Source organism: Cellulomonas sp. P4_H4, from assembly GCF_056400865.1.
This window is the reverse complement of sequence record NZ_JBFUKL010000003.1, coordinates 594,547-618,524: the sequence shown is the minus strand read 5'-3', so window position 1 is coordinate 618,524 and position 23,978 is coordinate 594,547. Positions and strand designations below refer to the sequence as shown.

The 23,978-nt window shown below is 71.0% G+C and carries 19 protein-coding genes; 12 read left to right on the top strand and 7 right to left on the bottom strand.

Annotation, left to right across the window (positions count from 1 at the left end; all coding sequences use genetic code 11):
- Positions 1–23 precede the first annotated feature (23 nt).
- Complete coding sequence (locus AC1DPN_RS12975; RefSeq protein ID WP_477085149.1) at positions 24–1,097, bottom strand: LacI family DNA-binding transcriptional regulator; 1,074 nt, start codon at positions 1,095–1,097, stop codon at positions 24–26.
- 215 nt (positions 1,098–1,312) lie between these two features.
- On the opposite strand from AC1DPN_RS12975, the gene AC1DPN_RS12970 reads away from it, so the two are divergent.
- From AC1DPN_RS12970 to AC1DPN_RS12950, 5 genes are all read left to right on the top strand, one after another.
- Positions 1,313–2,554, top strand: a complete 1,242-nt coding sequence (locus AC1DPN_RS12970) for a sugar ABC transporter substrate-binding protein (protein ID WP_477085148.1) — start codon at positions 1,313–1,315, stop codon at positions 2,552–2,554.
- A gap of 142 nt (positions 2,555–2,696) precedes the next feature.
- Positions 2,697–4,316 (top strand): ABC transporter permease subunit, encoded by a 1,620-nt coding sequence (locus AC1DPN_RS12965; RefSeq protein WP_477085147.1) that lies wholly within the window; start codon positions 2,697–2,699, stop codon positions 4,314–4,316.
- The gene (locus tag AC1DPN_RS12960; protein ID WP_477085146.1) at positions 4,316–5,197 is read left to right on the top strand and encodes a sugar ABC transporter permease; all 882 of its coding nucleotides are present in this window, start codon (positions 4,316–4,318) and stop codon (positions 5,195–5,197) included. Before AC1DPN_RS12965 ends, AC1DPN_RS12960 begins: the two co-directional genes overlap by 1 nt.
- 4 nt (positions 5,198–5,201) lie before the next feature.
- Positions 5,202–7,049 (top strand): glycoside hydrolase family 13 protein, encoded by a 1,848-nt coding sequence (locus tag AC1DPN_RS12955; RefSeq protein ID WP_477085145.1) that lies wholly within the window; start codon positions 5,202–5,204, stop codon positions 7,047–7,049.
- A 16-nt stretch (positions 7,050–7,065) separates the two neighbouring features.
- Positions 7,066–8,373 (top strand): deoxyguanosinetriphosphate triphosphohydrolase, encoded by a 1,308-nt coding sequence (locus AC1DPN_RS12950; RefSeq protein ID WP_477085144.1) that lies wholly within the window; start codon positions 7,066–7,068, stop codon positions 8,371–8,373.
- Positions 8,374–8,388: 15 nt separating this feature from the next.
- Here AC1DPN_RS12950 and uxaC read toward each other — a convergent pair whose 3' ends face one another.
- The 3 genes from uxaC to uidA are packed head-to-tail and all read right to left on the bottom strand — an operon-like array spanning position 8,389 to position 13,051.
- Positions 8,389–9,807 carry a glucuronate isomerase gene (uxaC, locus tag AC1DPN_RS12945; RefSeq protein WP_477085143.1) on the bottom strand — a complete coding sequence of 473 codons (1,419 nt, stop codon included), beginning with the start codon at positions 9,805–9,807 and terminating at the stop codon, positions 8,389–8,391.
- Between the two features lie 2 nt (positions 9,808–9,809).
- Positions 9,810–11,222 (bottom strand): glucuronide transporter, encoded by a 1,413-nt coding sequence (gene uidB / locus AC1DPN_RS12940; RefSeq protein ID WP_477085142.1) that lies wholly within the window; start codon positions 11,220–11,222, stop codon positions 9,810–9,812.
- A 44-nt stretch (positions 11,223–11,266) separates the two neighbouring features.
- Entirely contained in the window at positions 11,267–13,051 is a 1,785-nt protein-coding gene (uidA, locus tag AC1DPN_RS12935) for a beta-glucuronidase (RefSeq protein WP_477085141.1), read from the bottom strand.
- Positions 13,052–13,174: 123 nt separating this feature from the next.
- On the opposite strand from uidA, the gene AC1DPN_RS12930 reads away from it, so the two are divergent.
- The 5 genes from AC1DPN_RS12930 (at position 13,175) to dnaG (ending at position 19,299) form a co-directional block, all read left to right on the top strand.
- Positions 13,175–14,185, top strand: a complete 1,011-nt coding sequence (locus AC1DPN_RS12930; RefSeq protein WP_477085140.1) for a LacI family DNA-binding transcriptional regulator — start codon at positions 13,175–13,177, stop codon at positions 14,183–14,185.
- A gap of 91 nt (positions 14,186–14,276) precedes the next feature.
- On the top strand, positions 14,277–15,650 hold the full coding sequence (locus AC1DPN_RS12925) for a mannitol dehydrogenase family protein (protein WP_477085139.1): 1,374 nt from the start codon (positions 14,277–14,279) through the stop codon (positions 15,648–15,650).
- The gene (manD, locus tag AC1DPN_RS12920; RefSeq protein WP_477085138.1) at positions 15,647–16,873 is read left to right on the top strand and encodes a D-mannonate dehydratase ManD; all 1,227 of its coding nucleotides are present in this window, start codon (positions 15,647–15,649) and stop codon (positions 16,871–16,873) included. Before AC1DPN_RS12925 ends, manD begins: the two co-directional genes overlap by 4 nt.
- Complete coding sequence (locus AC1DPN_RS12915) at positions 16,870–17,361, top strand: gluconokinase (RefSeq protein ID WP_477085137.1); 492 nt, start codon at positions 16,870–16,872, stop codon at positions 17,359–17,361. The genes manD and AC1DPN_RS12915 overlap by 4 nt, the downstream gene beginning before the upstream one ends.
- 9 nt (positions 17,362–17,370) lie before the next feature.
- Positions 17,371–19,299: a DNA primase gene (gene dnaG, locus AC1DPN_RS12910; protein WP_477085136.1), complete on the top strand. Its 1,929-nt coding sequence runs from the start codon at positions 17,371–17,373 to the stop codon at positions 19,297–19,299.
- 16 nt (positions 19,300–19,315) lie between these two features.
- On the opposite strand, the gene AC1DPN_RS12905 is transcribed toward dnaG, so the two are convergent.
- Positions 19,316–20,113: a transglutaminase-like domain-containing protein gene (locus AC1DPN_RS12905; protein WP_477085135.1), complete on the bottom strand. Its 798-nt coding sequence runs from the start codon at positions 20,111–20,113 to the stop codon at positions 19,316–19,318.
- A gap of 291 nt (positions 20,114–20,404) precedes the next feature.
- On the opposite strand from AC1DPN_RS12905, the gene AC1DPN_RS12900 reads away from it, so the two are divergent.
- On the top strand, positions 20,405–21,403 hold the full coding sequence (locus tag AC1DPN_RS12900; RefSeq protein ID WP_477085134.1) for a serine hydrolase domain-containing protein: 999 nt from the start codon (positions 20,405–20,407) through the stop codon (positions 21,401–21,403).
- 3 nt (positions 21,404–21,406) lie between these two features.
- Here AC1DPN_RS12900 and AC1DPN_RS12895 read toward each other — a convergent pair whose 3' ends face one another.
- Positions 21,407–22,390, bottom strand: a complete 984-nt coding sequence (locus AC1DPN_RS12895) for a magnesium transporter CorA family protein (RefSeq protein WP_477085133.1) — start codon at positions 22,388–22,390, stop codon at positions 21,407–21,409.
- Between the two features lie 113 nt (positions 22,391–22,503).
- Here AC1DPN_RS12895 and AC1DPN_RS12890 point away from each other — a divergent pair, with 113 nt between their 5' ends.
- The gene (locus tag AC1DPN_RS12890) at positions 22,504–22,659 is read left to right on the top strand and encodes a hypothetical protein (protein ID WP_477085132.1); all 156 of its coding nucleotides are present in this window, start codon (positions 22,504–22,506) and stop codon (positions 22,657–22,659) included.
- A gap of 115 nt (positions 22,660–22,774) precedes the next feature.
- Here AC1DPN_RS12890 and AC1DPN_RS12885 read toward each other — a convergent pair whose 3' ends face one another.
- Entirely contained in the window at positions 22,775–23,797 is a 1,023-nt protein-coding gene (locus AC1DPN_RS12885) for a LacI family DNA-binding transcriptional regulator (protein WP_477085131.1), read from the bottom strand.
- Between the last annotated feature and the right edge of the window lie 181 nt (positions 23,798–23,978).

The following is a 23,978-nucleotide window of genomic DNA, read 5'->3' as shown; positions in this document are numbered from 1 at the left end:
GCTTGTGGGGGCCCGAAGGTCGGTCAGAGTACGGCGGGCGCCTGTGGGGTCACAGCGACCGAGGTCAGCGCGGGTGCAGCACCCGTGGAACCTCGGACGATGAGCTCGGGATGGAACCTCAGCTCTGTGCGGGACGCGGGGGTCCCGCCGATCTCGGCGACCAGGGCCGAGACGGCCGCGTGCCCCATCGAGAGCACCGGCTGGCGCACCGTGGTGAGCGGCGGGTCCGTGAAGGCGATGAGCGGAGAGTCGTCGAAGCCGACGACAGACAGGTCGCCCGGCACAGACAGCCCGCGGGAGCGGGCGCCGCGGATGGCGCCGAGGGCCATGAGGTCGGACCCGCAGATGATCGCCGTGTGCCCGGAGTCGATGAGCTCGAGAGCAGCTGCCTGCCCGCCCTCGACCGTGAACAACGCGGTGACCACGTGCGCCGTGGCGTCCGTCACGCCGAGGTGACGTTCGAGGTTGATGGCGAACTCCACCCGTTTGCGCGCGGCCGGCACGAAGCGCTCGGGGCCGATGGCTAGGCCGATCGAGCGGTGCCCGAGCGACACGAGGTGCCGGAAGGCCAGGTCGAGTGCCGCGGAGTCGTCCGTCGAGACCGACGGGGCGTCGACGCCCTCGGCGAACCCGTTGACGAGCACGATGGGCATCCCGCGGCTGCGCAGCCGGTGGTAGCGCTCCTTGCTCGCCGTCGTGTCGGCGTGCAGGCCGGACACGAAGACGATGCCGTCGACGCCGTGCTCGAGCAGCATCTCGACGTACTGGTCCTCGGTGGTGCCACCGGGGGACTGCGTGCACAGGAGCGGCGTGTAGCCGCGCTCGGTGAGCATCGTCTCGATGACCTGCGCGAACGCGGGAAAGACGGGGTTCGACAGCTCGGGGACGACAAGTCCGACGAGGCCGGCGGACCGGGTGCGCAGCTTCTCCGGGCGCTCGTAGCCGAGCACGTCGAGGGCGGCCAGCACGGCTTGTCGCGCCTGGGCCGACACGCCATGCTTGCCGTTGAGGACCCGAGAGACGGTCGCCGTGCTGACGCCGGCCTGTTCGGCCAGGTCCGTCAGTCGGGTACGCACGGGGGGCAGCGTAGGGGACACCGGACCTCCTTGTCCGTGAGGGTGAGAACGATTCGGGGACGACTTTGCGACGGCGTGACGCAGCGGTCGAGGCACCGCTGAAACCGTTGCCTGAAAGTTACCGTAACGACTTGCAAGCGCTGTGGCAACGAGGCTAACTTCGGCGATATCAGGCCAGCGTCGGTGGGATCTCTGCCGTACGCGGGCATACCCACAGACCTTTTTTGGAGATGACGATGCGACGGAGCATCCCTGTCGTCGCGGCGACGCTCGGCCTCGCGCTGACGCTCACCGCGTGCTCAGGCTCGGGAGACGAGCCCACCGACCAGACCTCGACCACCGCGGCTGCGCCCACGGGCGAGTTCGTGATGTGGGTCGACGAGACCCGGATCGACTCGTTCAAGCCCATCGCCGCCGAGTTCGAGGCAGAGACCGGCGTCAAGGTCAAGCTGGTCCAGAAGATCTCGGGCGAGATCAAGGACGACTTCATCGCGCAGGTGCCGACGGGCGAGGGCCCCGACGTCGTCATCGGTGCTCACGACTGGACGGGCAGCTTCGTCACCAACGGTGTCGTCGCACCGATCGAGCTGGGCGACCAGGCTGGCAACTTCGCGGAGTCGGCCATCACGGCCTTCGCGTACGACGGTCAGCAGTACGGCATGCCGTACGCCATCGAGAACATCGCCCTCGTCCGCAACAACGCGATCCTCGCCGACACTCCGGCGACGTCGTTCGACGAGCTGGTCACGCAGGCACAGGGCGCCGGCAAGGAGTTCTCGGTCCTCATCCAGCAGGGTCCCGACACCGGCGACGCGTACCACCTGTACCCGCTGCAGACGTCGTTCGGCGCCCCGATCTTCACGCAGACCGATGACGGCTCGTACACGACGGATCTCGGTCTGGGCGGCGCGCCCGGCGACGCGTTCGCCGCGTACCTGCAGAAGCTCGGCCAGGAGAAGGTGCTCGACCCGCAGATCGACGGGGACAAGGCCAAGCAGGCCTTCCTCGACGGCAAGGCGCCGTACATCGTCACCGGCCCGTGGTACGCCACGGAGTTCACCGGCGCCGGCATGGACATCGCCGTGCTCCCCGTGCCGAGCGCGGGTGGCCAGGAGTCGAAGCCGTTCGTCGGCGTCCAGGGCGCCTTCATCTCGGCCAAGTCGAAGAACGCGGTGCTCGCGAACGAGTTCGTGACGAACTTCCTCACCACCGAGAAGGTCCAGACCGAGCTGTACGAGTCGGGCGGCCGTCTGCCCGCCCTCACCGCTTCGGCCGAGAAGATCGACGACCCGATCCTCAAGGGCTTCAACGAGGCCGGTGCGACCGGTGCACCCATGCCGTCCACCCCTGAGATGAACTCGATGTGGGAGTTCTGGGGCAGCACCGAGGTCCAGATCATCGGCGGCCAGGCAGCGGACCCGTCCGCGGCCTGGAACACGATGGTGACCAACATGCAGGGCGCGATCGACGCCGCCTGATCATGCTGCCCGCCTCATCGCCGGTTCACCCCGGCGGTGAGGCGGGCGTGTCTCCGGGTTCGACGCGCGTGTGAGATCGATCAGTGCCAGATTGCAGATCAGGGCGGGTGCGAGGGTGCTCCCGCGGCCGAGGAGGCACCTCATGACCCAGCAGACCCGCGACTCTGACGTCAAGGCCGACGAGCCACCTCGACCGCCGCGGAGCAAGCCCACCGGCAGCCGCGACGGGTCGCACGCCCGGAACTTCAGTGGCGGCTTCCTGGTCAAGCTGTTGTTCGTCGCGGTGATCGACGCCGGCGCCCTGTTCGGGATCCTTACGGCCATCGCTGTCCGGTCCTGGGCGATCGCCGGCTTCCTCGTGCTGGTCCTCATCGCGGTGAACTGGGCCTACTTCTCCAAGCGCGCGCTGCCGGCCAAGTACCTCGTGCCCGGCATGATCTTCCTGTTCGTGTACGTGATCTTCGCGGCGGTGTACACCGCGATCGTCGCCTTCACCAACTACGGCGACGGGCACAACTCCGACAAGGCCGACGCCGTCGCGGCGATCCTGGCTCAGAAGGAAGTGCGGGTCGAGGGCTCCCAGGCGTACGACCTCACGGTGCTGTCCCGAGGCGATCAGCTCGGATTCGCGATCGTCCAGGACGGCGAGGCGAAGGTCGGGACCGCCGACTTCCCGCTCGAGGACGCGCCCGACGCCACGATCGAGGGCGACACCGTGACCGCCGTCCCCTCGTGGGACGTGCTCACGTTCGCCGACATCGCGCAGCAGCAGGAGGCCGTGATCGCGCTGCGGGTGGAGGTCTCGGACGACCCGAACGACGGGGCCCTGCGGACGAACGACGGTTCGACCGGCTACGTCTACCAGTCGACCATGGTGTACGACGAGGACGCCGACACCATGACGGACACGGCCACCGGCACGGTCTACACGCCGAGCGACCACGGGAACTTCGTCTCGGCCGAGGGCGACGTCCTCCAGCCCGGTTGGCGTGTTGCCGTCGGGTTCGAGAACTTCACGCGGGCGTTCGAGGACGAGCGGCTGCGCGGGCCGTTCCTCCAGATCTTCATCTGGACCTTCGTGTTCGCGTTCCTGTCCGTGGCCACCACGTTCGTGCTCGGACTGTTCCTGGCGATCGTCTTCAACGATCCTCGGGTCAAGGGCCGCCGGTACTACCGGGCGCTGATGATCCTGCCGTACGCGTTCCCCGCGTTCCTGGCCGGTCTGGTCTGGCGCGGCATGCTCAACAAGAGCTTCGGCTTCGTCAACGAGGTCCTCCTGGGAGGCGCGAGCGTCCCGTGGCTCGACGACCCGACGCTGGCCAAGCTCTCGCTGGTGGTGGTCAACCTCTGGTTGGGCTTCCCCTACATGTTCCTGGTCTGCACCGGCGCTCTGCAGTCGATCCCCGAGGATGTCCTCGAGTCCGCCCGCATGGACGGCGCGGGCGCCTGGCGTGTGCAGCGCTCGATCGTCCTGCCGCTTCTCATGGTCTCGGTCGCGCCGCTGCTCATCGCGTCGTTCGCGTTCAACTTCAACAACTTCACGCTCATCTACACGCTGACCGGCGGCGGACCGAACTTCCCCGGCGCGCCGATAACCGTCGGCTCCACGGACATCCTCATATCGATGGTGTACACGGTCGCGTTCGACAGCGGCATCAAGCAGTACGGCTTCGCCAGCGCCCTGTCGATCATGATCTTCCTCATCGTCGGAGTGATCACCTGGCTGGGCTTCCGCCGCACGCGCACCCTTGAGGAGATCTGATGACCACGCACGCGGCCGAGGGCAACGCTCCCCTGAAGGGGGCCCGCTGGTGGCGCGAAGTCGGCTGGCGACACGTCGTCGGCGTCGTGACGATCCTCGCGGTGTCCTTGCCGATCCTCTACATCCTGTCGGCCTCCCTGAACCCGGGCGGGACGCTCACCGGCTCGAACGACCTGTTCCGCACCTTCAGCATCGACAACTACGCCGAGCTGGCGCCGGAGGGCTTCTGGGGGTGGATGGGCAACACGCTGATCGTCTGCACGGTCACCGCCATCGGCACGGTGCTCATGTGCGCCGCGGCGGCCTACGCGTTCTCTCGCTTCCGCTTCAGGGGACGCCGCAGCACGCTGACCGGCCTGCTGCTCGCCCAGATGTTCCCGCAGACGCTCGCGTTCGTCGCGATCTTCCTGCTGCTGTTCTCCATCGGCAAGGTGTTCCCCGGGATCGGGCTCAACAGCCTGCTCGGTCTGATCTGCGTGTACCTCGGGGGTGCGCTCGGCGTGAACACGTTCCTCATGTACGGGTTCTTCAACACGGTCCCGCGCGAGCTGGACGAGGCGGCCAAGATCGACGGCGCCTCGCACGCACAGATCTTCTGGACGATCATCCTGCGTCTCGTCACCCCGATCCTCGCGGTCGTCGGGCTCCTGTCCTTCGTCGCGTCGTTCGGTGACTTCCTCATCGCGAAGGTGATCCTGCAGTCGAAGGACAAGTACACGGTCGCCCTGGGCCTGTACTCGTGGGCGTCCGACGAGCGGACAGCCGACTGGGGGGTGTTCGCCGCGGGAGCGGTGATCGCCGCGCTCCCCGTGCTCATCCTGTTCTTCGCCTCGCAGAAGTACATCGTCGGCGGGCTCACTGCGGGAGCGGTCAAGGGCTGACAGCGTGAGCCTTCCGCGACCCCTGCTCGACCAGCCGCACCACGACGGGTCGGAGGTGTACGTCCGTCGCGCCACGCCGCAGCTCGGAGACGTCGTACCCGTCCGCGTCCGCGTCCCTGGAGCGAACGCGGAGCGTGCCGTCTGGGTGCGCACCGTCCGCGACGCGGAGCCGCGCATGGTCGAGGCGCGGCTCGAACGGGCCGACGAGCACGAGCGCTGGTACGTGGCCGACGTCCCGGTGCACAACCCGGTCGCCAGCTACCGCGTGCTGCTCGACGAGCCGGGCGGCTACCGCTGGCTGAACGGGCGGGGCGTGCACGAGCGGGACGTCCCGGACGCGGCCGACTTCCGGCTCACGGTGCACGACCCGGCCCCGTCGTGGATGGACACGTCGGTGGTCTACCAGGTCTTCCCGGACCGGTTCGCCCGCGCCGGCTCGGCCGAGGGACCTCTCCCGGACTGGGCACTCCCGGCCCGGTGGGACGACGAGCCGATCGGGGGCGGCCCAGGCGTCGCGACGCAGTTCTTCGGCGGCGACCTGCCCGGCGTCGAGGCGCGCCTCGACCACCTGCAACGGCTGGGCGTCGACACCCTGTACCTCACGCCGGTGTTCCCCGGCCGGTCCAACCACCGCTACGACGCGAGCACCTTCGACCACGTCGACCCGTTCCTGGGCGGCGACGAGGCGCTCGTGTCGCTCGGTCGGGCCGTGCACGCGCGCGGCATGCGGATCCTCGGCGACCTGACCACGAACCACACCGGCGCCGGGCACGAGTGGTTCGCCCGGGCGCAGGGGGACAGGTCGAGCGAGGAGGCCGAGTTCTACTACTGGTCCGACGCCGACCCCGGCTACGTCAGCTGGCTGGAGCACGCGTCGCTGCCCAAGCTCAACTACAACGCGCCCGCGCTCGCGGCCCGCATGGTGCAGGGCCCGGACTCGGTCATCGGGCGCTGGCTCGCACCGCCGTACTCCCTGGACGGCTGGCGGATCGACGTCGCCAACATGACGGGCCGGTACGCCGACGACGACCTCACGCACGCGGTGGCGCGCACCATCCGCACGACGATGCGCGAGATCAACCCGGACGCGGTGCTGGTGGCCGAGCACTTCCACGACGCCGGCCTGGACCTGGCGGCGGGCGGCTGGCACGCGAACATGAACTACTCGGCGTTCACGCGGCCGGTCTGGACGTGGCTGGTCGATCCCGACAGCACGCTGGGCTTCCTCGGCATGCCGGTGCCGATCCCGCGACGGGACGGGCGCTCGATGGTGGCGACGATGCGCGACTTCGACGCGACCGTGCCGTGGGCCGTGACGACACACCAGTGGAACATGCTCGGCTCGCACGACACCGCCCGGCTGCGGACCGTGGTCGGCTCGCGCGAGCGCGTCGAGCTGGCCGCCGGCCTGCTGTTCACCTACCCGGGCACTCCGGCGATGTTCGCGGGCGACGAGGGCGGGCTGACCGGCACCAACGGCGAGCACGCCCGCGTGGCGATGCCGTGGGCCGACATCGACGCCGGCGGCGGGCCCCGCTGGGACGCCGGGACGTTCGAGCTCTACCGGTCGCTCATCGCGGTGCGGCGCGGGTCGCGTGCGCTGCGCGAGGGCGGGATGCGCTGGGCCGTCGTCGAGCCCGAGGCGGTCGCCTACCTGCGCGAGACGCTCGACGAGCGCGTGCTCGTGGTGGTCGCACGGGGTCCGTGGGCGGGCGTCGACCTGCCGCGTCACCTGCTCGCACCGGGGGCGCTGCCCGAGAACCTGTACGGCGGCGGCGACCTGGTCGTGCGGCCGGACGCGCTGCACGTGGACGGCGACGGACCGGGCGTGCAGGTCTGGCGGCTCGCCTGATCGTTAGGCTGACGCCGTGACCGCACTCCACCAGGCCCTGGACGTCGACGGCTACGTCGACGCCGACCGGGAGCGGTGGGTCCGCGAGGGCACCAAGTCCCTCGAGCGCACGGCGTTCGAGCGCGACCGCGCACGGCTGGTGCACTCGTCGGCGTTGCGCAGGCTCGGCGCCAAGACGCAGGTGCTCGGACCCTCGTCGGACGACTTCGTGCGCACGCGGCTGACGCACACGCTCGAGGTCGCCCAGGTGGGCCGCGAGATCGGCAAGGCGCTCGGCTGCGACCCGGACGTCGTCGACACGGCCTGCCTCGCCCACGATCTCGGGCACCCGCCGTTCGGGCACAACGGCGAGCGCGCCCTCGCGGAGCTGGCCAAGGGGATCGGCGGCTTCGAGGGCAACGCCCAGACGCTCCGCCTGCTCACCCGTCTCGAGCCCAAGGTCGTCGGGCCTGACGGCCGTGCCGTGGGGCTGAACCTCACGCGAGCGTCGCTCGACGCGTCGGTGAAGTACCCGTGGCGGCACCTGCAGGGTCCGATCAGCCCCGCGAGCGGGCGTCCGACGCACAAGTTCGGCGTCTACGAGGACGACCTGCCGGTGTTCGAGTGGCTGCGCGAGGCGGCGCCCGAGGGCCGCAAGTGCCTCGAGGCGCAGGTCATGGACCTGGCCGACGACATCTCCTACTCGGTGCACGACGTCGAGGACGCCGTGGTGGGCGGGCGCCTCGAGCTCGAGGTGCTGGGCGTGCCGCGCGAGCGCGACCGCGTGGTCGAGGCCGTGCAGACCTGGTACGGCGACGCGGTGACCGGCGACGAGCTGCAGGACGCGATCGACCGGCTGGTGGGCGCCCAGCTCTGGCGGCTCGGGTTCGACGGTTCGCGCCGTGCGCTGGCCGGCCTGAAGAACTCGACGAGCCAGCTGATCGGCAGGTTCGCCAAGGCGTCGCAGCGTGCCACGCGTGAGGCCTACGGCCCAGGACCGCTGACGCGGTACGCGGCCGACCTGATCGTGCCGCACGAGACTCTCGCCGAGATCCTCGTGCTGAAGGGTCTGGCGGTCGCCTACGTCATGGCCCCGCGCGAGCTCGAACCGCTCTACCACCGGCAGCGCGAGGTGCTCGTCGACCTCGTGCAGGTCCTGTCCGACCGCGCGCCGATCGCGCTCGAGCCCCCGTTCGCCGCCGACTGGGCCGAAGCCGCCGACGACGCCGCGCGGCTGCGCGTGGTCATCGACCAGGTCGCCTCGCTCACCGACGTCTCGGCCGCCGAGCTGCACGCCCGGCTGGTCCACCCGCCGCGGCACGGGGGACCAGCCGCGTTCGTCTAGCTCATCGGGTTTTGCCTACAGGCCGAACACCTCGGTCGGCCGCCCGCGGACGAGGTCGACGAGAGTCTCGAGCGCCTCGTCCTCGTCCAGCCGGTGGTCCGCGACGAGACCCGCGACGTACCCGGCGTCGAGGCGGCGCGCCATGTCGTGACGGGCGGGGATCGAGCAGAAGGCTCGGGTGTCGTCGATGAAGCCGCTCGTCCGCGAGAAGCCCGCGGTCTCCGTGACGGCCGAGCGCCAGCGCCTGATCGCGTCCGGTGCGTCGAGGAACCACCACGGAGCCCCGACGTAGACCGACGGGTAGAAGCCGGCCAGCGGCGCGAGCTCGCGGGAGAACACCGTCTCGTCGAGCGTGAAGAGCACGAGAGTCAGGTTCGGGTGCGTGCCGAACCGGTCCAGCAGCGGACGCAGGGCGTCTGTGAACGCACCCGGCAGGGGCAGGTCGTGGCCCGTGTCCGAACCGAACCGGCCCGCCGTCGGGCCGTGGTGGTCGCGACGCACGCCCGGGTGCAGGGTCATCGTGAGCCCGTCCTCGGTCGCCATCCGGGCCATCTCCAGCAGCATGTGCCGGCGCAGCGCGGTCGTCTGTGCGGGCGACGCGAGGCCGGAGAGCGCCGCGGCGTAGGTCAGCTCCGGGTTCTCCAGCGCCTCGGTGCCCACGTCCTCGTGGCTGTGGTCGGTGGACACGCCGCCGTGCGACCGGAAGTACGCGCGGCGGTTCTCCATCGCGGCGACCCAGCCGGCGTAGGTGCCGGTGTCGACGCCGGCGACGACGCCGAGGCGGAGCACGTCGCGCGCCCACTGCGGCCGGCCGGCCTCGAGGTAGCGGTCCGGCCGGAACGTCGGTACCACCCGGCCGGTGAACGTCGGGTCGTCCCGCAGCGCCGCGTGGGCCGCCAGGTCGTCGGTCGGGTCGTCCGTGGTCGCGAGGACCTCGATCCCGAACCGGTCGAAGAGCGCCCGCGGTAGGAACCGGGGGTCCGCGAGGTGCGCCGAGATGCCGTCGTAGAGCTCGTCCGCGGTCTCGGCGCTGGGCCGCAGGCTCAGACCGAACACGTCGACCAGGGCGCTCTCGAGCCAGTACCGCACGGGCGTGCCGCGGTACACGGACCAGTTCTCGCACAGGAGGCGCCAGGCCGCTCGGGCGGAGTCGGGGTCCATGGGCCCCTGGCCGACCCCGAGCCGGTCGAGCGGGACGCCGGACGCGTGCAGCAGCCGCGTCACGTAGTGGTCGGGCGTCACGAGCAACGACGTGGGGTCGGCGAACGGCTCGTCGTCGAGGAGCAGCCGCGCCTCGACGTGACCGTGGGGGGACAGGATCGGCAGGGCCCGGACCTCGTCGTAGAGGCGTCGCGCGATCGATCGCACCTCCGGTGCGGTCGGCAGCAGCCGGTCGGGGTGCAGGCGCAGCGCCTTGCTGGTCGTCGTCGGCACGATCAGTCCTCCCGTGCAGCGCGACGAGCGGCGACCTCGGCCACCATCGTCCGGAAGCGGTCCTCGGTCAGAGGGTAGAAGACCATGATGAGGACGCCGACCAGGATGAAGGCGGCCGGGACGAAGCCGGCGATGTAGCGGATGCCGTCCTGGGTCGCCTGGCTCTGCACGTCCTGCTGGGCGACATAGCCGACGGCCGCGAGGCCGAATGCCGCGGCGGCCCCGCCGACGGCCTGCCCGACCTTGCGGGTGAAGGAGAAGACCGCGTACGTGGTGCCCTCGGTCCGCACGCCGGTCCGCCACTCGCCGTACTCGACGGTGTCGGCCTCGAGCGCCCACATCAGGGTGTTCACCGCGGCCATGCCGACGCCGTAGAGGCCGAAGAACGCGATGGCGAGGCCGGGAGAGGTCGACGGGGTCAGCGCGATGCCGACGGCCGCGACGATCGCGATCACGCTGCTGGCCACGTAGGCGGGCTTCTTGCCGACCGCCCGCACGATCCGGGGGATGAAACCCGCGACGACGAACATGACGCCGGTGCTGACGACGGTCAGGATGATGAAGTAGTTGGCGTCCCCCAGCACGTCGCGGGCGTAGTACGCCTGGACGGTCTGCAGCGTGAACATGCCCACCAGGAACGACAGGGCGCTGAGGCAGAGCATGAGCAGCGGGCGGTTGCCCTTGAGGGTGGCCAGGCTCTGCCGCAGGCTCACGTGCGCCACGTCCCTGACCACGCGCTCCTTCGACGTGGCGAACAGGAGCATGTACAGGCCGAACCCGATGACCACGAACAGCAGCGTGGTGAGCGTGAGCGACTGCTGCAGGTTGTCCGAGCTCTTGATCTGCGGCGCGACGATGAACGCGAGCGCGATGATCGTCGCGGCGGTGCCCATCGACCGGAAGCTCGCGAGCCTCGCGCGCTCCACGGGCTCCTGCGTCATGGCCGACGCGAGCGAGCCGTACGGGATGTTCACCAGGCTGTAGGCCAGGCCCAGCGCGGCGTACGTCGCGTAGGCGTAGACGAGCTTGCCCGTCCCGCCCAGGCCGCCCGGGACGGTGAACGTCGCGACCGACAGCAGGAGCAGAGGGAGCGAGCCGAACAGGAAGAACGGCCGGAACTTGCCCCAGCGCGTCATCGTCTTGTCCACCTGGCGGCCGGCCCAGATGTCCGCGAACGCGTCCCAGATGCGGACGACCAGGAACAGCGTCCCGGCGGCCGCGGCCGAGATGCCGACGACGTCGGTGTAGTAGAGCAGCAGGAACATCGACGTCATCGAGAACGCCAGGTTGTTGCCCGCGTCGCCGGCGGCGTAGCCGAGGTAGGTACGGAAGCGCAGCCTGCTCGGCGTGGCGACGGGAGCGGCGGGCGGGGCGGTCGTGGACGGTGGTGCCGGGACAGCGACGGTGCTGGTCATGTCGACTCCTCGAACGGCTTGCACGGGGGCGGGGCGGGTGCTGATCACGGCTTGCCGGTCCAGCGGCGGCGCAGCAGGTGCGCGGCGGCCTTCGGGCGGCGGTCGCGGGTGAACACGCCCTTCTTGTTGCCGTCGACCCGGAACACGCTCGTGGCGGCGGTGGCGAAGTCCGCGAAGTTCCACACCTGCTCGCCGACGACGGCGTCGACCGCGTCGAAGACCCTGTGGTTCATGTCGAGGTACTCGACCTGGTACTCCTCGGACCACGGCTGCGGGGTCAGCGAGTGCACGCCGGGGATCGTGTCGGCGCCGTACTCGGTGATGATGATGGGCTTGCCGTCGGTGGCCCACGCCTGCAGCTCGGCCAGCCACGCCGCCTCGGCTCCGGCCAGGTCGCCGGTGTTCACGTACCAGCCGTAGTAGCGGTTGAGCATGATGACGTCGCCGAGGGGGGAGACCTGGCAGGCACCGTGCGGAGCCAGCATCACGTTGACGAACCCGACGGGGCGGCTGGGGTCGAGCTCCCGGGTGAGCGCGAACAGAGGCTCGAAGTAGGCGCGCGCCGAGGCGGTGTCGGACTCCGGCTCGTTGGCGATCGACCACAGGACGACGCTCGGGTGGTTCTTGTCTCGGGCCACCAGCTCCCGGATCGCCTGCTCGTGGGCCCGCTGGCTCACGTCGTTGACCGTGTCGGGGGAGAACGTCACGTAGTTCTCACCGCCGAAGATCCCACCGGCCAGGCCCATGTTCTGGCCCACCGCCGCGACCTCGTCGATGACGACGATGCCCTTGCGGTCCGCGTACTCGTAGACCTCCTCGGCGTAGGGGTAGTGCGACGTCCGGAACGAGTTGGCACCGATCCAGTCGAGCAGCTCGAAGTCGTGGACCAGGTAGGCGTCGTCGTGCCCCTTGCCGCGCACGGCGGTGTCCTCGTGCTTGCCGAACCCCCGGAAGTAGAACGGCTCGCCGTTGATGAGGAACTCGGTGCCGCGCACCTCGACCGTGCGGACGCCGACGCTCTGGTGGTAGCTGTCGAACGGAGCTCCGGCCGCGTCGAGCAGCTCGATCTCGGCGTCGTAGAGATAGCCGGCTCCGGGCTCCCAGCGGTGCACGTCGGGGACGACGAGCTCGCCGATGCGCCCGGTCGCCGTCGCGACGGTCCGGCCGTCGGCCTCGCGCAGGGTCACGCGCACCTCGTGCGAGTCGGCGCCCGCGACGGCGACGTCGTAGCCGACCAGGCCGGTGGTGCCCCGCAGGTCGGTCGTGATCGTCACGTCGTCGACGTACGTGGTCGGCGTCGCGTACAGCCAGACCGACCGGTGCAGGCCGGCAAAGTTGAAGAAGTCGTGGAAGTACTGCTGGCGGCGCCCCTGCGGGGTGTCGTGCACGATGCCCGGCGGGATCGTCTGGAAGCTGAGCTCGTTGTTGACGACCGCCGTGACGCGCACCTCCTCGCCCGCACTGACGTGCGCGGTGATGTCGGCCTCGAACGGCGTGTACCCACCCTCGTGCCGGGCGACCTCGGTGTCGCCGACCCAGACGACGGCCGCGTGCGTGGCGGAGTCGAACCGCAGAGCGATGCGCTGGCCGGCCCACCCGCGCGGCACCCGGACCGTGGTCTGGTACCAGGCGTCGCCGACGTGGTCGCGACCGACCGTGCCGACGAGGATGTCGTTGTAGCTCGCGGGGACAGGCATGGCCCGCGCTCCGGCCAGGGGCGCGTCGTGCCAGCCCTCGGTGCGGCCGGCGCCCGTGGCGTCGAGGCGGAAGTCCCACATGCCGTCGAGCGACTTGCGCTCGCGGCTCGCGGTGTCCTGGGGACGAAGCATCGGTGCTCTCCTCTCATCGCCGGCGATGCGTCTGCGCAGCCGCCGGTGTCCTCATTGGGGACCCCGTGATCACGGGACGACAAGCGGTTGCCATGACTTGTCGTGGTGCCTAGCGTTCGACGGGTGGAGGAGCGCCGGGTCCCGACGATCTACGACGTCGCCAAGGCTGCAGGCGTGGCGCCGTCGACCGTGTCCCGCGCGTTCTCGCGGCCCGGACGGGTGAACGCGGAGACGGCCGCGCGCATCCGACAGGTCGCCGAGGACCTCGGGTACCGGGCGAACCCGCTGGCCAGGGCGCTGCCCACCGGGAAGACGTCGCTCCTGGCGCTGGTCGTCTCCGACGTGACCAACCCCTTCTACTTCGAGATCATCCGCGGCGCCGAGATCGCGGCGTCCGAGGCCGACTACACCCTGCTGGTCGCGGACGTGCACGAGTCGGCGACAGCGGAGCGCAAGGCGCTCGAGCGGGCGCTGCCACTCGTCGAGGGCATCGTCCTCGGCACCTCGCGCATGTCGGACTCGACGATCCGGGTCATGGCCAAGCAGCGCCCGACCGTCGTGCTGAACCGCGTGCTGACCGGTATCCCGAGCGTCATCACCGACAACGCCCGGGGGACCCGCAGGGCGGTCGAGCACCTGGCCGAGCTCGGGCACACGAGCCTCGGCTACGTCGCCGGGCCGGAGGCGTCGTGGGCCGACGGCATGCGATGGCGCGCGATGCGCGAGGCGGCCGACGAGCTCGGGCTGCGCGTGCACCGCTTCGGCCCGTGCGCACCGACGCTCGCAGGCGGCACGGAGTCGGCGGCGGAGGTCGCGTCCTCCTCGGTCACGGCAGCCGTGGCCTACAACGACCTGGTGGCGATCGGCCTCATGCGCGGCCTCGCGGCGGCCGGGGTGCGCGTGCCGCAGGACATGAGCGTCGTCGGGTTCGACGACATCTTCGGGGCCGACCTGTGCTCGCCCGCGCTGACCACGGTCGCGGCGCCGCTGCAGTCGCTCGGCCGATACGCGGTGCAGACCCTGCTGTCGGGCATGCGGTCCCGGACGCCGCCTGAGGCCCGCGCCGCCCTGCTGCCCGCGCAGCTGGTCGTGCGGGAGTCGACCGCGCGACGGGGGCGCCGACGCCGCACCTGAAGGCAAGTCGTGGCAACCGATTGCCATCGGCACGGGACACGGTGCTGAATCGTCGTGGGCCCGACGAGGGGCCGCCGACCTGGAGGTGGACGTGCACGACGAGACGGGCTGGGAGCGCGACGATGCGCCGGCCCCTGTACGGGTGGTCCATCTGGGGCTCGGCGCCTTCGCTCGGGCCCACCAGCTCTGGTACACCGACGCGGTGAACCAGTCGGTCGAGCCGGGCGGCCGTTGGGGCGTCGCCGGATTCACCGGGCGGCCGTCGGACCTCGCAGCGCAGGGCGGCCGGTACACGCTGCTGGTCCGCTCGGCCGACCGGGACCTGGCGACGGTCGTCGACTCCCTGGTCGCCGTGCACGACAGCGCCGACGCCGGCGCGTGGCGGGACTACCTGAGCCGTCCCGAGGTCGGCGTCCTGACCCTGACGCTCACCGAGGCGGGCTACCGGCGCTCGTCGACCGGCGGGCTGGACCGACGCGACCCGGCCGTCGAGCGCGACATCGCGAGTGGTGCGAGCGGCGCGGAGACGGCCCCCGGCCGGTTGGTCGACGGACTCCGGGCACGACGCGCGGCCGGGGCCGGACCGATCGCGGTCGTGAGCTGCGACAACCTGCCCGACAACGGGGACGCGACGCGTCGCGTGACGCTCGAGCTCGCCGCAGCGGTGGACGACGACCTCGCCGGCTGGATCGAGAACCACGTCTCGTTCGTCTCGACGATGGTCGACCGCATCACGCCGGCGACGACCGAGGCCGACCGGGCCGCCGTCTTCGTGCTCACGGGCCGAGCGGACCGTGCGCCCGTCGTCACCGAGCCGTTCACCGAGTGGGTGCTCCAGGGTGAGTTCCCGGCCGGCCGGCCGGCGTGGGAGCGGGCCGGGGCGCGGTTCGTCGACGACCTCGCTCCCGACGAGCACCGCAAGCTCTGGCTGCTCAACGCGGGCCACAGCCTGCTCGCCTACGAGGGGCTGGCTCGCGGGCTGACCACCGTCGCCGAGGCGTGCGCCGACCCGGGGTGCCGCACCGCGCTCGAACAGCTCTGGTCCGAGGCCGCCGACGTGCTCCCGATGGACGTGACCGTCGCGCTTGCCGACCTGCGCACCCGGTTCGCCAACACGCGCATCGAGCACCGGCTCGCCCAGATCGCCCGCGACGGCTCGCAGAAGCTGCCGGTCCGCGTCCTGGCCGTCGCACAGGCCCGCGCCGCTGCCGGCCTGCCGGTCGGGTCTGCCGGCGCCGCCGTGGTGGCCGCGTGGGTCCGGTTCCTCGAGACCGCCGACGTGTCGTCCGTCGACCCGGGCGCGGTCGAGCTGGCCGCACGCCTGCCGGGCCGCGGGAGCGTCGCACGCGCCCGGCTGGCCCTCACCGTCCTCGCACCCGACCTCGCCCGCGCGGACGTCTTCGCGCGTCACGTCGCCGAGGTGCTCGCCATCCGTCAGCACACCCTCACAGGAGCACGATCATGAAGATCATCGCCGCCGACGTCGTCGTCACCAGCCCGAACCGCAACTTCGTGACCCTGAAGATCACGACCGACGACGGTCTGACGGGGCTCGGGGACGCGACCCTCAACGGGCGCGAGCTCGCCGTGGTCAGCTACCTGCGGGACCACCTCGTGCCTCTGCTGATCGGTCGCGACGCGTCCCGCATCGAGGACACCTGGCAGTTCCTCTACCGCAGCGCGTACTGGCGCCGCGGACCCGTGACCATGGCCGCGATCGGCGCGGTCGACATGGCGCTGTGGGACATCAAGGGCAAGGCCGCGGGCATGCCCGTCTACCAGCTGCTCGGCGGCGCGAGCCGCAACGGCCTGATGGCCTACGGACACGCCTCCGGGGTGTCGCTGCCCGAGGTCTTCGACTCGATCCGGGAGCACCAGGAGCAGGGCTACCGCTCGATCCGGGTGCAGACCGGCGTGCCCGGGCTCAAGGCGATCTACGGCATCGCTGCCCAGTCGGTGTCGGACGAGCGCTACGACCACGAGCCCGCGCAGCGAGGCGCCTACCCGGCGGAGGAGGACTGGGACACCCGCGCGTACCTGCGCCACGTGCCGACGGTCTTCGAGGCGGTCCGTAACGAGTTCGGCCCCGACCTGCCGCTCCTCCACGACGGGCACCACCGGATGACCCCGATCCAGGCGGCGAAGCTGGGAAAGTCGCTCGAGCCGTACGACCTGTTCTGGCTCGAGGACTGCACACCCGCAGAGAACCAGGAGGCGCTCCGGCTCGTCCGGCAGCACACCACGACGCCACTGGCGATCGGCGAGATCTTCAACACGGTGTGGGACTTCCAGTCGCTCATCAAGGAGCAGCTCATCGACTACGTGCGGGCCGCGTCGACCCACTTCGGTGGCATCAGCCCGCTGCGCAAGGTCATGGACTACGCCGCGCAGTACCAGGTGAAGTCGGGGTTCCACGGCCCCACCGACATCTCGCCCGTCGGGCTGGCCGCCCAGATGCACGTCGGTCTGGCCATCCACAACTTCGGGATCCAGGAGTACATGCAGCACGGGTCCAAGACGAACGAGGTGTTCCGTCAGTCGTTCACGTTCGACGACGGCTACCTGCACCCCGGCGACCAGCCGGGTCTGGGCGTTGAGCTCGACGTCGACGAGGCGGGCAAGTACCCCTACGAGACCGCGTACCTGCCGTACAACCGGCTGGCCGACGGAACGGTCCACGACTGGTGACGCGAGTCGTCGTCATGGGCGTCTCCGGCTGCGGGAAGTCGACCGTCGGGAGGCTCCTCGCCGACCGGCTCGGCGTGCCGTTCTTCGACGCGGACAGCCTCCACCCGGCCGCCAACCTCGCGAAGATGGCGGCCGGTGTGCCGCTGGACGACGACGACCGGTGGCCGTGGCTCCGGCTCGTCGGCGCCGCCCTGGCGGAGTCGCCGGACGGCGCGGTCGTGGCCTGCTCCGCCCTCCGCCGGCCGTACCGCGACCTGCTGCGCTCGTTCGCCCCTGACCTCCGCCTCGTCCACCTCGTCGGCACGCGCGGCGAGCTCGCCGCTCGCATGAGCGACAGGCACGACCACTTCATGCCGGTCGCCCTGCTCGACACGCAGCTCGCGACCCTGGAGCCGCTCGGGGACGACGAGACCGGCGTCGAGCTCGACTGCACCCTCGACCCCACGCGTCTCGTGGCGCGGGCTCTGCTGCCCCCTATCCACGCCTAGACTCTGCGCGTGGCAGGTCGCATCCGGCGGGAGGACGTGGAGGCGGTCCGCGAGCGTGCCCACATCGACGAGATCGTCGGGCAGCACGTCACGCTGAGGTCCGCGGGCGTCGGCTCGATGAAGGGCCTGTGCCCGTTCCACGACGAGCGATCGCCGTCGTTCCACGTCCGCCCGCAGGTCGGCCGCTACCACTGCTTCGGCTGCGGCGAGGGCGGCGACGTCATCGACTTCGTGCAGAAGGTCGACGGGCTCGGGTTCTCCGAGGCGGTCGAGTACCTGGCCGGCAAGGTCGGTCTGCAGCTGCGGTACGAGGAGGGCGGCGCGCCGCGTCCCGGCGAGGAGCCCGGCAAGCGTCGTCGGCTCATCGAGGCCCACAAGGTCTCCGAGGAGTTCTTCCGCGAGCAGCTGAGCACGCCCGAGGCGGCCGCGGGCCGGGCGTTCCTGTCCGAGCGCGGGTTCGACCGGACGGCCGCCGCGGACTTCGGCGTCGGCTACGCGCCGAAGAGCTGGGACGCGCTCATGCGCCACCTGCGCGGGCGCGGCTTCACCGAGGCCGAGCTCACCGCGTCCGGGCTGGTCAGCCAGGGGCAGCGCGGCGTGTACGACCGGTTCCGCGGGCGGCTCGTCTGGCCCATCCGCGAGGTGACGGGCGAGACCGTCGGATTCGGGGCGCGACGGCTCTACGACGACGACCAGGGGCCCAAGTACCTGAACACCCCCGAGACGGCGCTCTACAAGAAGTCGCACGTCCTGTACGGCATCGACCTGGCCAAGCGGGACATGCAGCGCGACAAGCGCGTGGTCGTCGTCGAGGGCTACACCGACGTCATGGCCATGCACCTGTCGGGCGTCGGCACCGCCGTGGCCACCTGCGGCACCGCGTTCGGCTCGGACCACGCCCGGATCGTGCGTCGGCTCGTCGGCGACTCCGGGTCGACCGGCGGAGTGCAGCTCGCCTCCGGCGCGTCCGTGGGCGGCGAGATCATCTTCACGTTCGACGGCGACGCCGCAGGTCAGAAGGCCGCGCTCCGCGCGTTCGGCGAGGACCAGACGTTCACGGCCCAGACGTTCGTGGCCGTCGAGAAGTCCGGCATGGACCCGTGCGAGCTGCGCCAGGCCAAGGGGCCCGACGCCGTCCGCGCGCTCGTCGCCGGCCGCCAGCCGCTCTACGAGTTCGTCATCAAGAGCACGCTGGCCACCTACGACCTGCGCACGGCCGAGGGGAGGATCGGTGCCCTGCGCGCGGCCGCGCCGATCGTCGCCGGCATCCGTGACGCAGCCCTGCGGCCCGAGTACACGCGCATGCTGACCGGCTGGCTGGGGATCGACGACGAGGAGTCGGTGCGACGCGCGGTCCAGGGTGCGACGTCGCGACAGCCGTCCCGCGGCGCGGACCCACGTCCACCGCAGACGGCGACCCGCGAGGAGCGCCCGGCTCCCGCCCCGCGGATGGCCCAGCCGGACCGCCGGGACCCCGTCGCCCAGATCGAGCGAACCGCGCTCGAGGTCGTCCTGCAGCAGCCCGTCCTGGTGCCCGACGAGTTCGACGACCTGCCCGCCGACGCGTTCGGTGCACCCGCCTACCGCGCGGTGCACGAGGCGGTCCGGGCCGCGGGCGGTCTGATGGTGGCCCGCACGCTCGGCAACCCGACGGCATGGGTGGGCGCCGTGCTCGAGGAGGCCGGGGAGCAGCTGCGGCCGCTGGTCACCGAGCTCGCTGTCGCCCCCCTGCCCGAGGACCGGCCCGAGTCGCTCGACGGCTACGTCAAGGGTGTCGTGCGGAGCCTGGTCGAGATGGGGTTCACGCGGCACATCGCCGAGCTGCGCGGCCGGCTGCAGCGCATGGACGCCGAGGCCGACCCGGTCGGCTATCGCGCCGCGTACGCGGAGCTGGTCGAGGTCGAGGGGCGGCGGAGGAACCTGCGCGAGAGCGCGTAACCGACCTGCACGCCGCTCAGCGCAGCGCGACGAGTCCCGTGCTGTCGTCCAGGATGAGCCCGCCGTGGATCGTCGCGGTCACCGTCATGGCTGTGACGTAGAGCGGCCCGCCGTACCAGGAGATGAAGGCGGTGTCGGTGGCGTCCCGGCCGGTCGCGATGCGGACCAGCGACTCACGAGGGGCCATCCCCGTGGCGTCGACCACCTGCCACGCGCCGTTGATGTAGGCCTCGGCGACGGCGTGGAAGTCCATCGGCTTGAGCCCGGGCGCGTAGACGGACGCCAGGCGGGCCGGGACGTCGCGGGCACGGAGCAGGGCGACGACGAGGTGCGCGAAGTCGCGGCAAACGCCTCGGCGCTTGAGCAGCGTGTCGGTCGCGCCGTCGGTCGGCAGGCTGGAGCCCGACAGGTAGGTGACGTGGTTCGTGACCCAGCCGACCACGGCGTCGAGCAGCTCCTCGCCCGCGAGGTCGCGGAACTGGTCCCGCGCGAACGCGAGCAACCGGTCGGAGTCGGCGTACCGGGACGGGCGGCGGTACTCGACGATGTCGACGTCGTCGATCGCCGGCAGGTCTGCCTGGCCGGAGACGCTCGCGTGGTAGTCGACCACCACGCGGCCCTTCGGGGCGAGCACGCGGTGCATGCGTGCACCGTGCGCGAGCTTGATCTCGGTGACGTCGAGAGGGCCGTCCTCGTGGCGGACGGAGAGGAGCTCGGAGCGGTCGTAGGCGCCGTCGGCGACGGCCACGAGGAGCTCGATCTCGAGCGGGGCGCGCACGTCGAGAGAGAGATGAGAAGTCACGGTGCGCAGCACGGCCGCGGGTCCTTTCCCAGCCGTCGGTGGCCGGACCATCTAGAGGGGCGTGCGCAAGTGTGAGGCTCGCGCGCCCCCGCGTCCAGCCCGCGGACAGGGCCCGATGAACACGCAGGTCAGAGGGTTGCGGGTCGGCTCGCTCCGGTCCATGCGGAGGGGCCGAAATGGACACCTGTCCAAGACGTCCGGATCCGACGCCGGGCGGTCCGGTCACATGTCGTCGTGCCCCCAGTCGACTCGCCTCCGGATATGTGCTCGTGGGAAGCGCCTGCGCGGTCCTACCGTGGCGGAGTGGACCTGGCACAGGAGATCGACGAGCTCGCCGCCGAGTTCTCGGGGGTGGTTCGGGTCGACCGCGCCGGGACCACCGAGCTCGACTCCGCCTACGGGCTCGCGGACCGACGGCACGGGATCCCGATGTCGGTCGACTCGCAGGTCGCCATGGCGAGCGGGTCGAAGGGCATGACCGCGCTGGCCGTGATGAGCCTCGTGGAGGACGGCACCCTCACGCTCCAGACGACCGCACGATCGCTGCTGGGCGACGACCTGCCGCTCATCGCCGACGACGTCACGGTGGAGCACCTGCTGGGCCACCGGTCGGGGATCGGGGACTACCTCGACGAGGAGGTCGAGTCCGACATCAACGACTACGCCCTCGCTGTGCCGATGCAGGAGCTGGAGACCACCGAGCAGTTCCTCGCGGTCCTGGGCGGGTTCCCGACCGCGTTCCGTGCCGACGAGCGGTTCTTCTACTGCAACGGCGGCTTCGTCGTCCTGGCGCTGCTCGCCGAGCGTGCGAGCGGCACCGACTTCCACGACCTGGTCCGCGACCGCGTCTGCCGTCCGGCCGGCATGGTCGACACCGACTTCCTGCGCTCCGACGACCTGCCAGGCCGCGCGGCGCTGGGCTACGTGACGATGGGCGGGACGTGGCGGACCAACGTGTTCCACCTCCCGGTGGTCGGCAACGGGGACGGTGGTCTGTACACGACGACGGCGGACATGCACCGGTTCTGGACCACGCTGTACGCCGGCGACATCGTCGCTCCGTCGACGGTCGCGCTGATGACCACCCCGCGCAGCACGGCACCCGAGGGCGACCGTCGGTACGGGCTCGGGTTCTGGATCCACCCGACGCGTGACGTGGTGGAGCTCGACGGGTACGACGCGGGGGTCGCGTTCCGGAGCACGCACGACCCGGCCGAACGGCTCACCGCGACGGTCGTCGGGACCACGTCGGACGACGCCTGGCCGATCGTCCGGCACCTGCGGGAGCGGCTCTTCCCCTGAGCGTCACCACCAGTCCTGGCGCTTCGCCCACCACAGCAGCCCCGCCGACATCGTGATCATGACCGCCAGCGCCACGGCGAGCGGGATCGGTGTCGTGTGCTGGTTGACGATCACGTTCATGCCGAGCACGGAGGCCAGAGCGGTGATGGGCAGGGTGACCACGGCGATCACCGCGAGCCGTTCGGCGGCGATCGTCATCTTGGTCTCGGTGCGTGCGCGGTAGAACTCGATGACGCCCTGCAGGTAGTCCTTCTCCTCGGAGGCCAGTCCGGCGATGCGGTCGAACTGGTCGACCAGGTCGGTGACGAGGTGCCGGCTCTCCTCGGGCACGGCGCGAGGGATGCCCGCGAGGCGCCGGTAGATCTCGGCCGTCTGGGCCGCGATCGTGCGGATCGCCAGCAGGCCGTGCCGCGTGCGGAACATCTCGTCGAGGAACTTCTCGGGGTCGTCGTACCCGCCGTCGGTGACGCGACGCTCGAGCTCCCAGACGTCGGACGTCAGCTCCTCGACGAACCGCTCCATGTGCCGTGTGAGCGTCGAGACGATGGCGTGCGAGATGTCGAACGACGTGCGGGGCCGCAGCCGGCCGGAGCGGAGACGTGCGAGGACCTCCGCGGTGTCGCGGAGCGCGACCTCGCGGGTGACCGCCGGGTTCACGGGACCGTGCACCGTGACCAGGTACCGCGGGCCGATCACGCGGTCGAGCTCGACGTGGTGCACGTGACCCGCGGCGCCGCGCTCCGGGGCGTGCAGGATCAGGAGCAGGGACTCCGGGTAGGCGTGCAGCTTGGGCAGCCGGTTGCGGACCTCCATGTCGTGCACCGCCAGCGGGTGCAGCCCGAAGACCCGGGGGAGCACCTCGGCAGCCTCGGCGTCCCACTCGGGGACGTCGACCCACACGATCCCCCGCTTGGCGGCGAGGAGCGCCGGAAGCTCGTCGGCCGTCGCGTCGCGCACGCCGTCCGTCGTGATCAGGTGAACGTCCACGCTCGTCGACCTCCCTGACCCGAGACTGCCAGGAGGTCGCGCGTGCCGCGCGCCGTGCAGAGGAACAGGGGGAGAGGTCCGGGCGGGCCGAGCCTGTCGTGAGAGGCTCGCGTGTGCCCTCCTGGTTGATCCTCATCCTTGCCGGCGTCGCCCTGGGCGCGCTCGGCGCCGCCGTCGAACCGGCGCGCATCCTGCTGTGGATCGGGGTGTTCCTCGTGGTCCTGGGGGCCATCGGCGGGCTCTCGGCGAGAAACCGGTCCGACACCTAGGACGGTTCGAGCACGCTCGACATCGCTGGGCAGGCGCGATGTTAACGTTCACATTCCTGGACTCCTCGGAGGTGAGCGATGGCGCGCACGAGCCTGCCGACCGGTGTGCCTCCGCTCAGCGGCGCGCGACGGTCGAGCCGCGGATGACCAGGCGACCGGCCACGTACTCGGTCCCCGAGCCGACCTCCCCGGAGTCCAGGGCCGCGAAGACGCGCTGCGCCGCCGTGCGCCCGAGGTGCTGCAGGTTGGCGTCGATGCTGGTGAGCTCCGGGCGCGCGTTGGTCGTCAGCACCTCCCAGTTGTCGAACCCCATGACGGCGATGTCGTCGGGCACGGCTCGCTGGAGGTCGCGCGCCGTGTCGAGCGCACCGCGTGCGATCTGGTCGGACCCGCACAGGATCGCGTCGACGTCCGGGTGCTGGGCCAGGAGCATGGCGGTGGCGTCGCGACCCCAGCGCTCCGACCACTCGCTGTACATGACCTCGCCGACGAGCCCGAGGCCGGCGTCCTGGAGCGCGGAGCGGACGCCGTCGGCACGGTCGCGCGCCGCGGCGTACGCGTGCTCGCCGGTGATGTGGGCGATGCGGGTGCGTCCGCACGAGACGAGGTGCTCGACGGCCATCCGTCCGGCCAGCACGTTGTCGGGCGTGATCGACAGGTCCGACGGGTCGTCGGACGGTGCGTAGGCGTAGACCACCGGCACAGGGATGTCGTGACCGAGCGACGGCCGGGGGTCGGTCTGGCGTCCCACGACGATCAGACCGTCCACGCGCCGGGTCAGCAGCGCCTTCAGGTGGTACTGCTCGCGGATCGTGTCTCCGCGCGCGTCGCAGAGGAACACGTTGACCTGCCCGGCGCCGAACGCGTCCTCGGCGCCCATCAGGATCGGGATGACGAACCGACCCTCGAGGTCGCTCGTCAGCAGGCCGACTGTGCTCGTGCGCCCGGCCAGCAGGCTGCGTGCGATCGGGTTCGGGACGAACGAGAGCTGCTCGGCGGCGTCGACGACCCGCTGTCGGGTCGAGTCCTTGACCTGGTCACGGCCGTTGAGCGCCTTCGAGGCGGTCGCCACGGACACGCCGGCCAACCGGGCGACGTCCGAGAGCGTGACCGCGCGCGCGGGCGGTGTGCGTGCCACTGGACCCCCTCGTGTCGGTGCGGCGGGGGCTCGCCCCGTCGCGTCGTGATCGAACTGTAACCGCCGAAGGTGGTTGACGCGCCACCCTTGGTCGATCTATCTTCAGAAAACCTTTTCGGTGAGTTTCGGAAATGCTGTCGTGACCCCGTTCCCAGCAGGCAAGCAGGTCCCGTGCCTCAGG

What these genes read in the sequence shown, in the direction of transcription:
- uidB (WP_477085142.1), bottom strand. Translation starts at nt 11,222, where the DNA reads ATGACCAGCACCGTCGCTGTCCCGGCACCACCGTCCACGACCGCCCCG.
- AC1DPN_RS12960 (WP_477085146.1), top strand. Translation starts at nt 4,316, where the DNA reads ATGACCACGCACGCGGCCGAGGGCAACGCTCCCCTGAAGGGGGCCCGC.
- AC1DPN_RS12965 (WP_477085147.1), top strand. Translation starts at nt 2,697, where the DNA reads ATGACCCAGCAGACCCGCGACTCTGACGTCAAGGCCGACGAGCCACCT.
- uidA (WP_477085141.1), bottom strand. Translation starts at nt 13,051, where the DNA reads ATGCTTCGTCCCCAGGACACCGCGAGCCGCGAGCGCAAGTCGCTCGAC.
- manD (WP_477085138.1), top strand. Translation starts at nt 15,647, where the DNA reads ATGAAGATCATCGCCGCCGACGTCGTCGTCACCAGCCCGAACCGCAAC.
- AC1DPN_RS12970 (WP_477085148.1), top strand. Translation starts at nt 1,313, where the DNA reads ATGCGACGGAGCATCCCTGTCGTCGCGGCGACGCTCGGCCTCGCGCTG.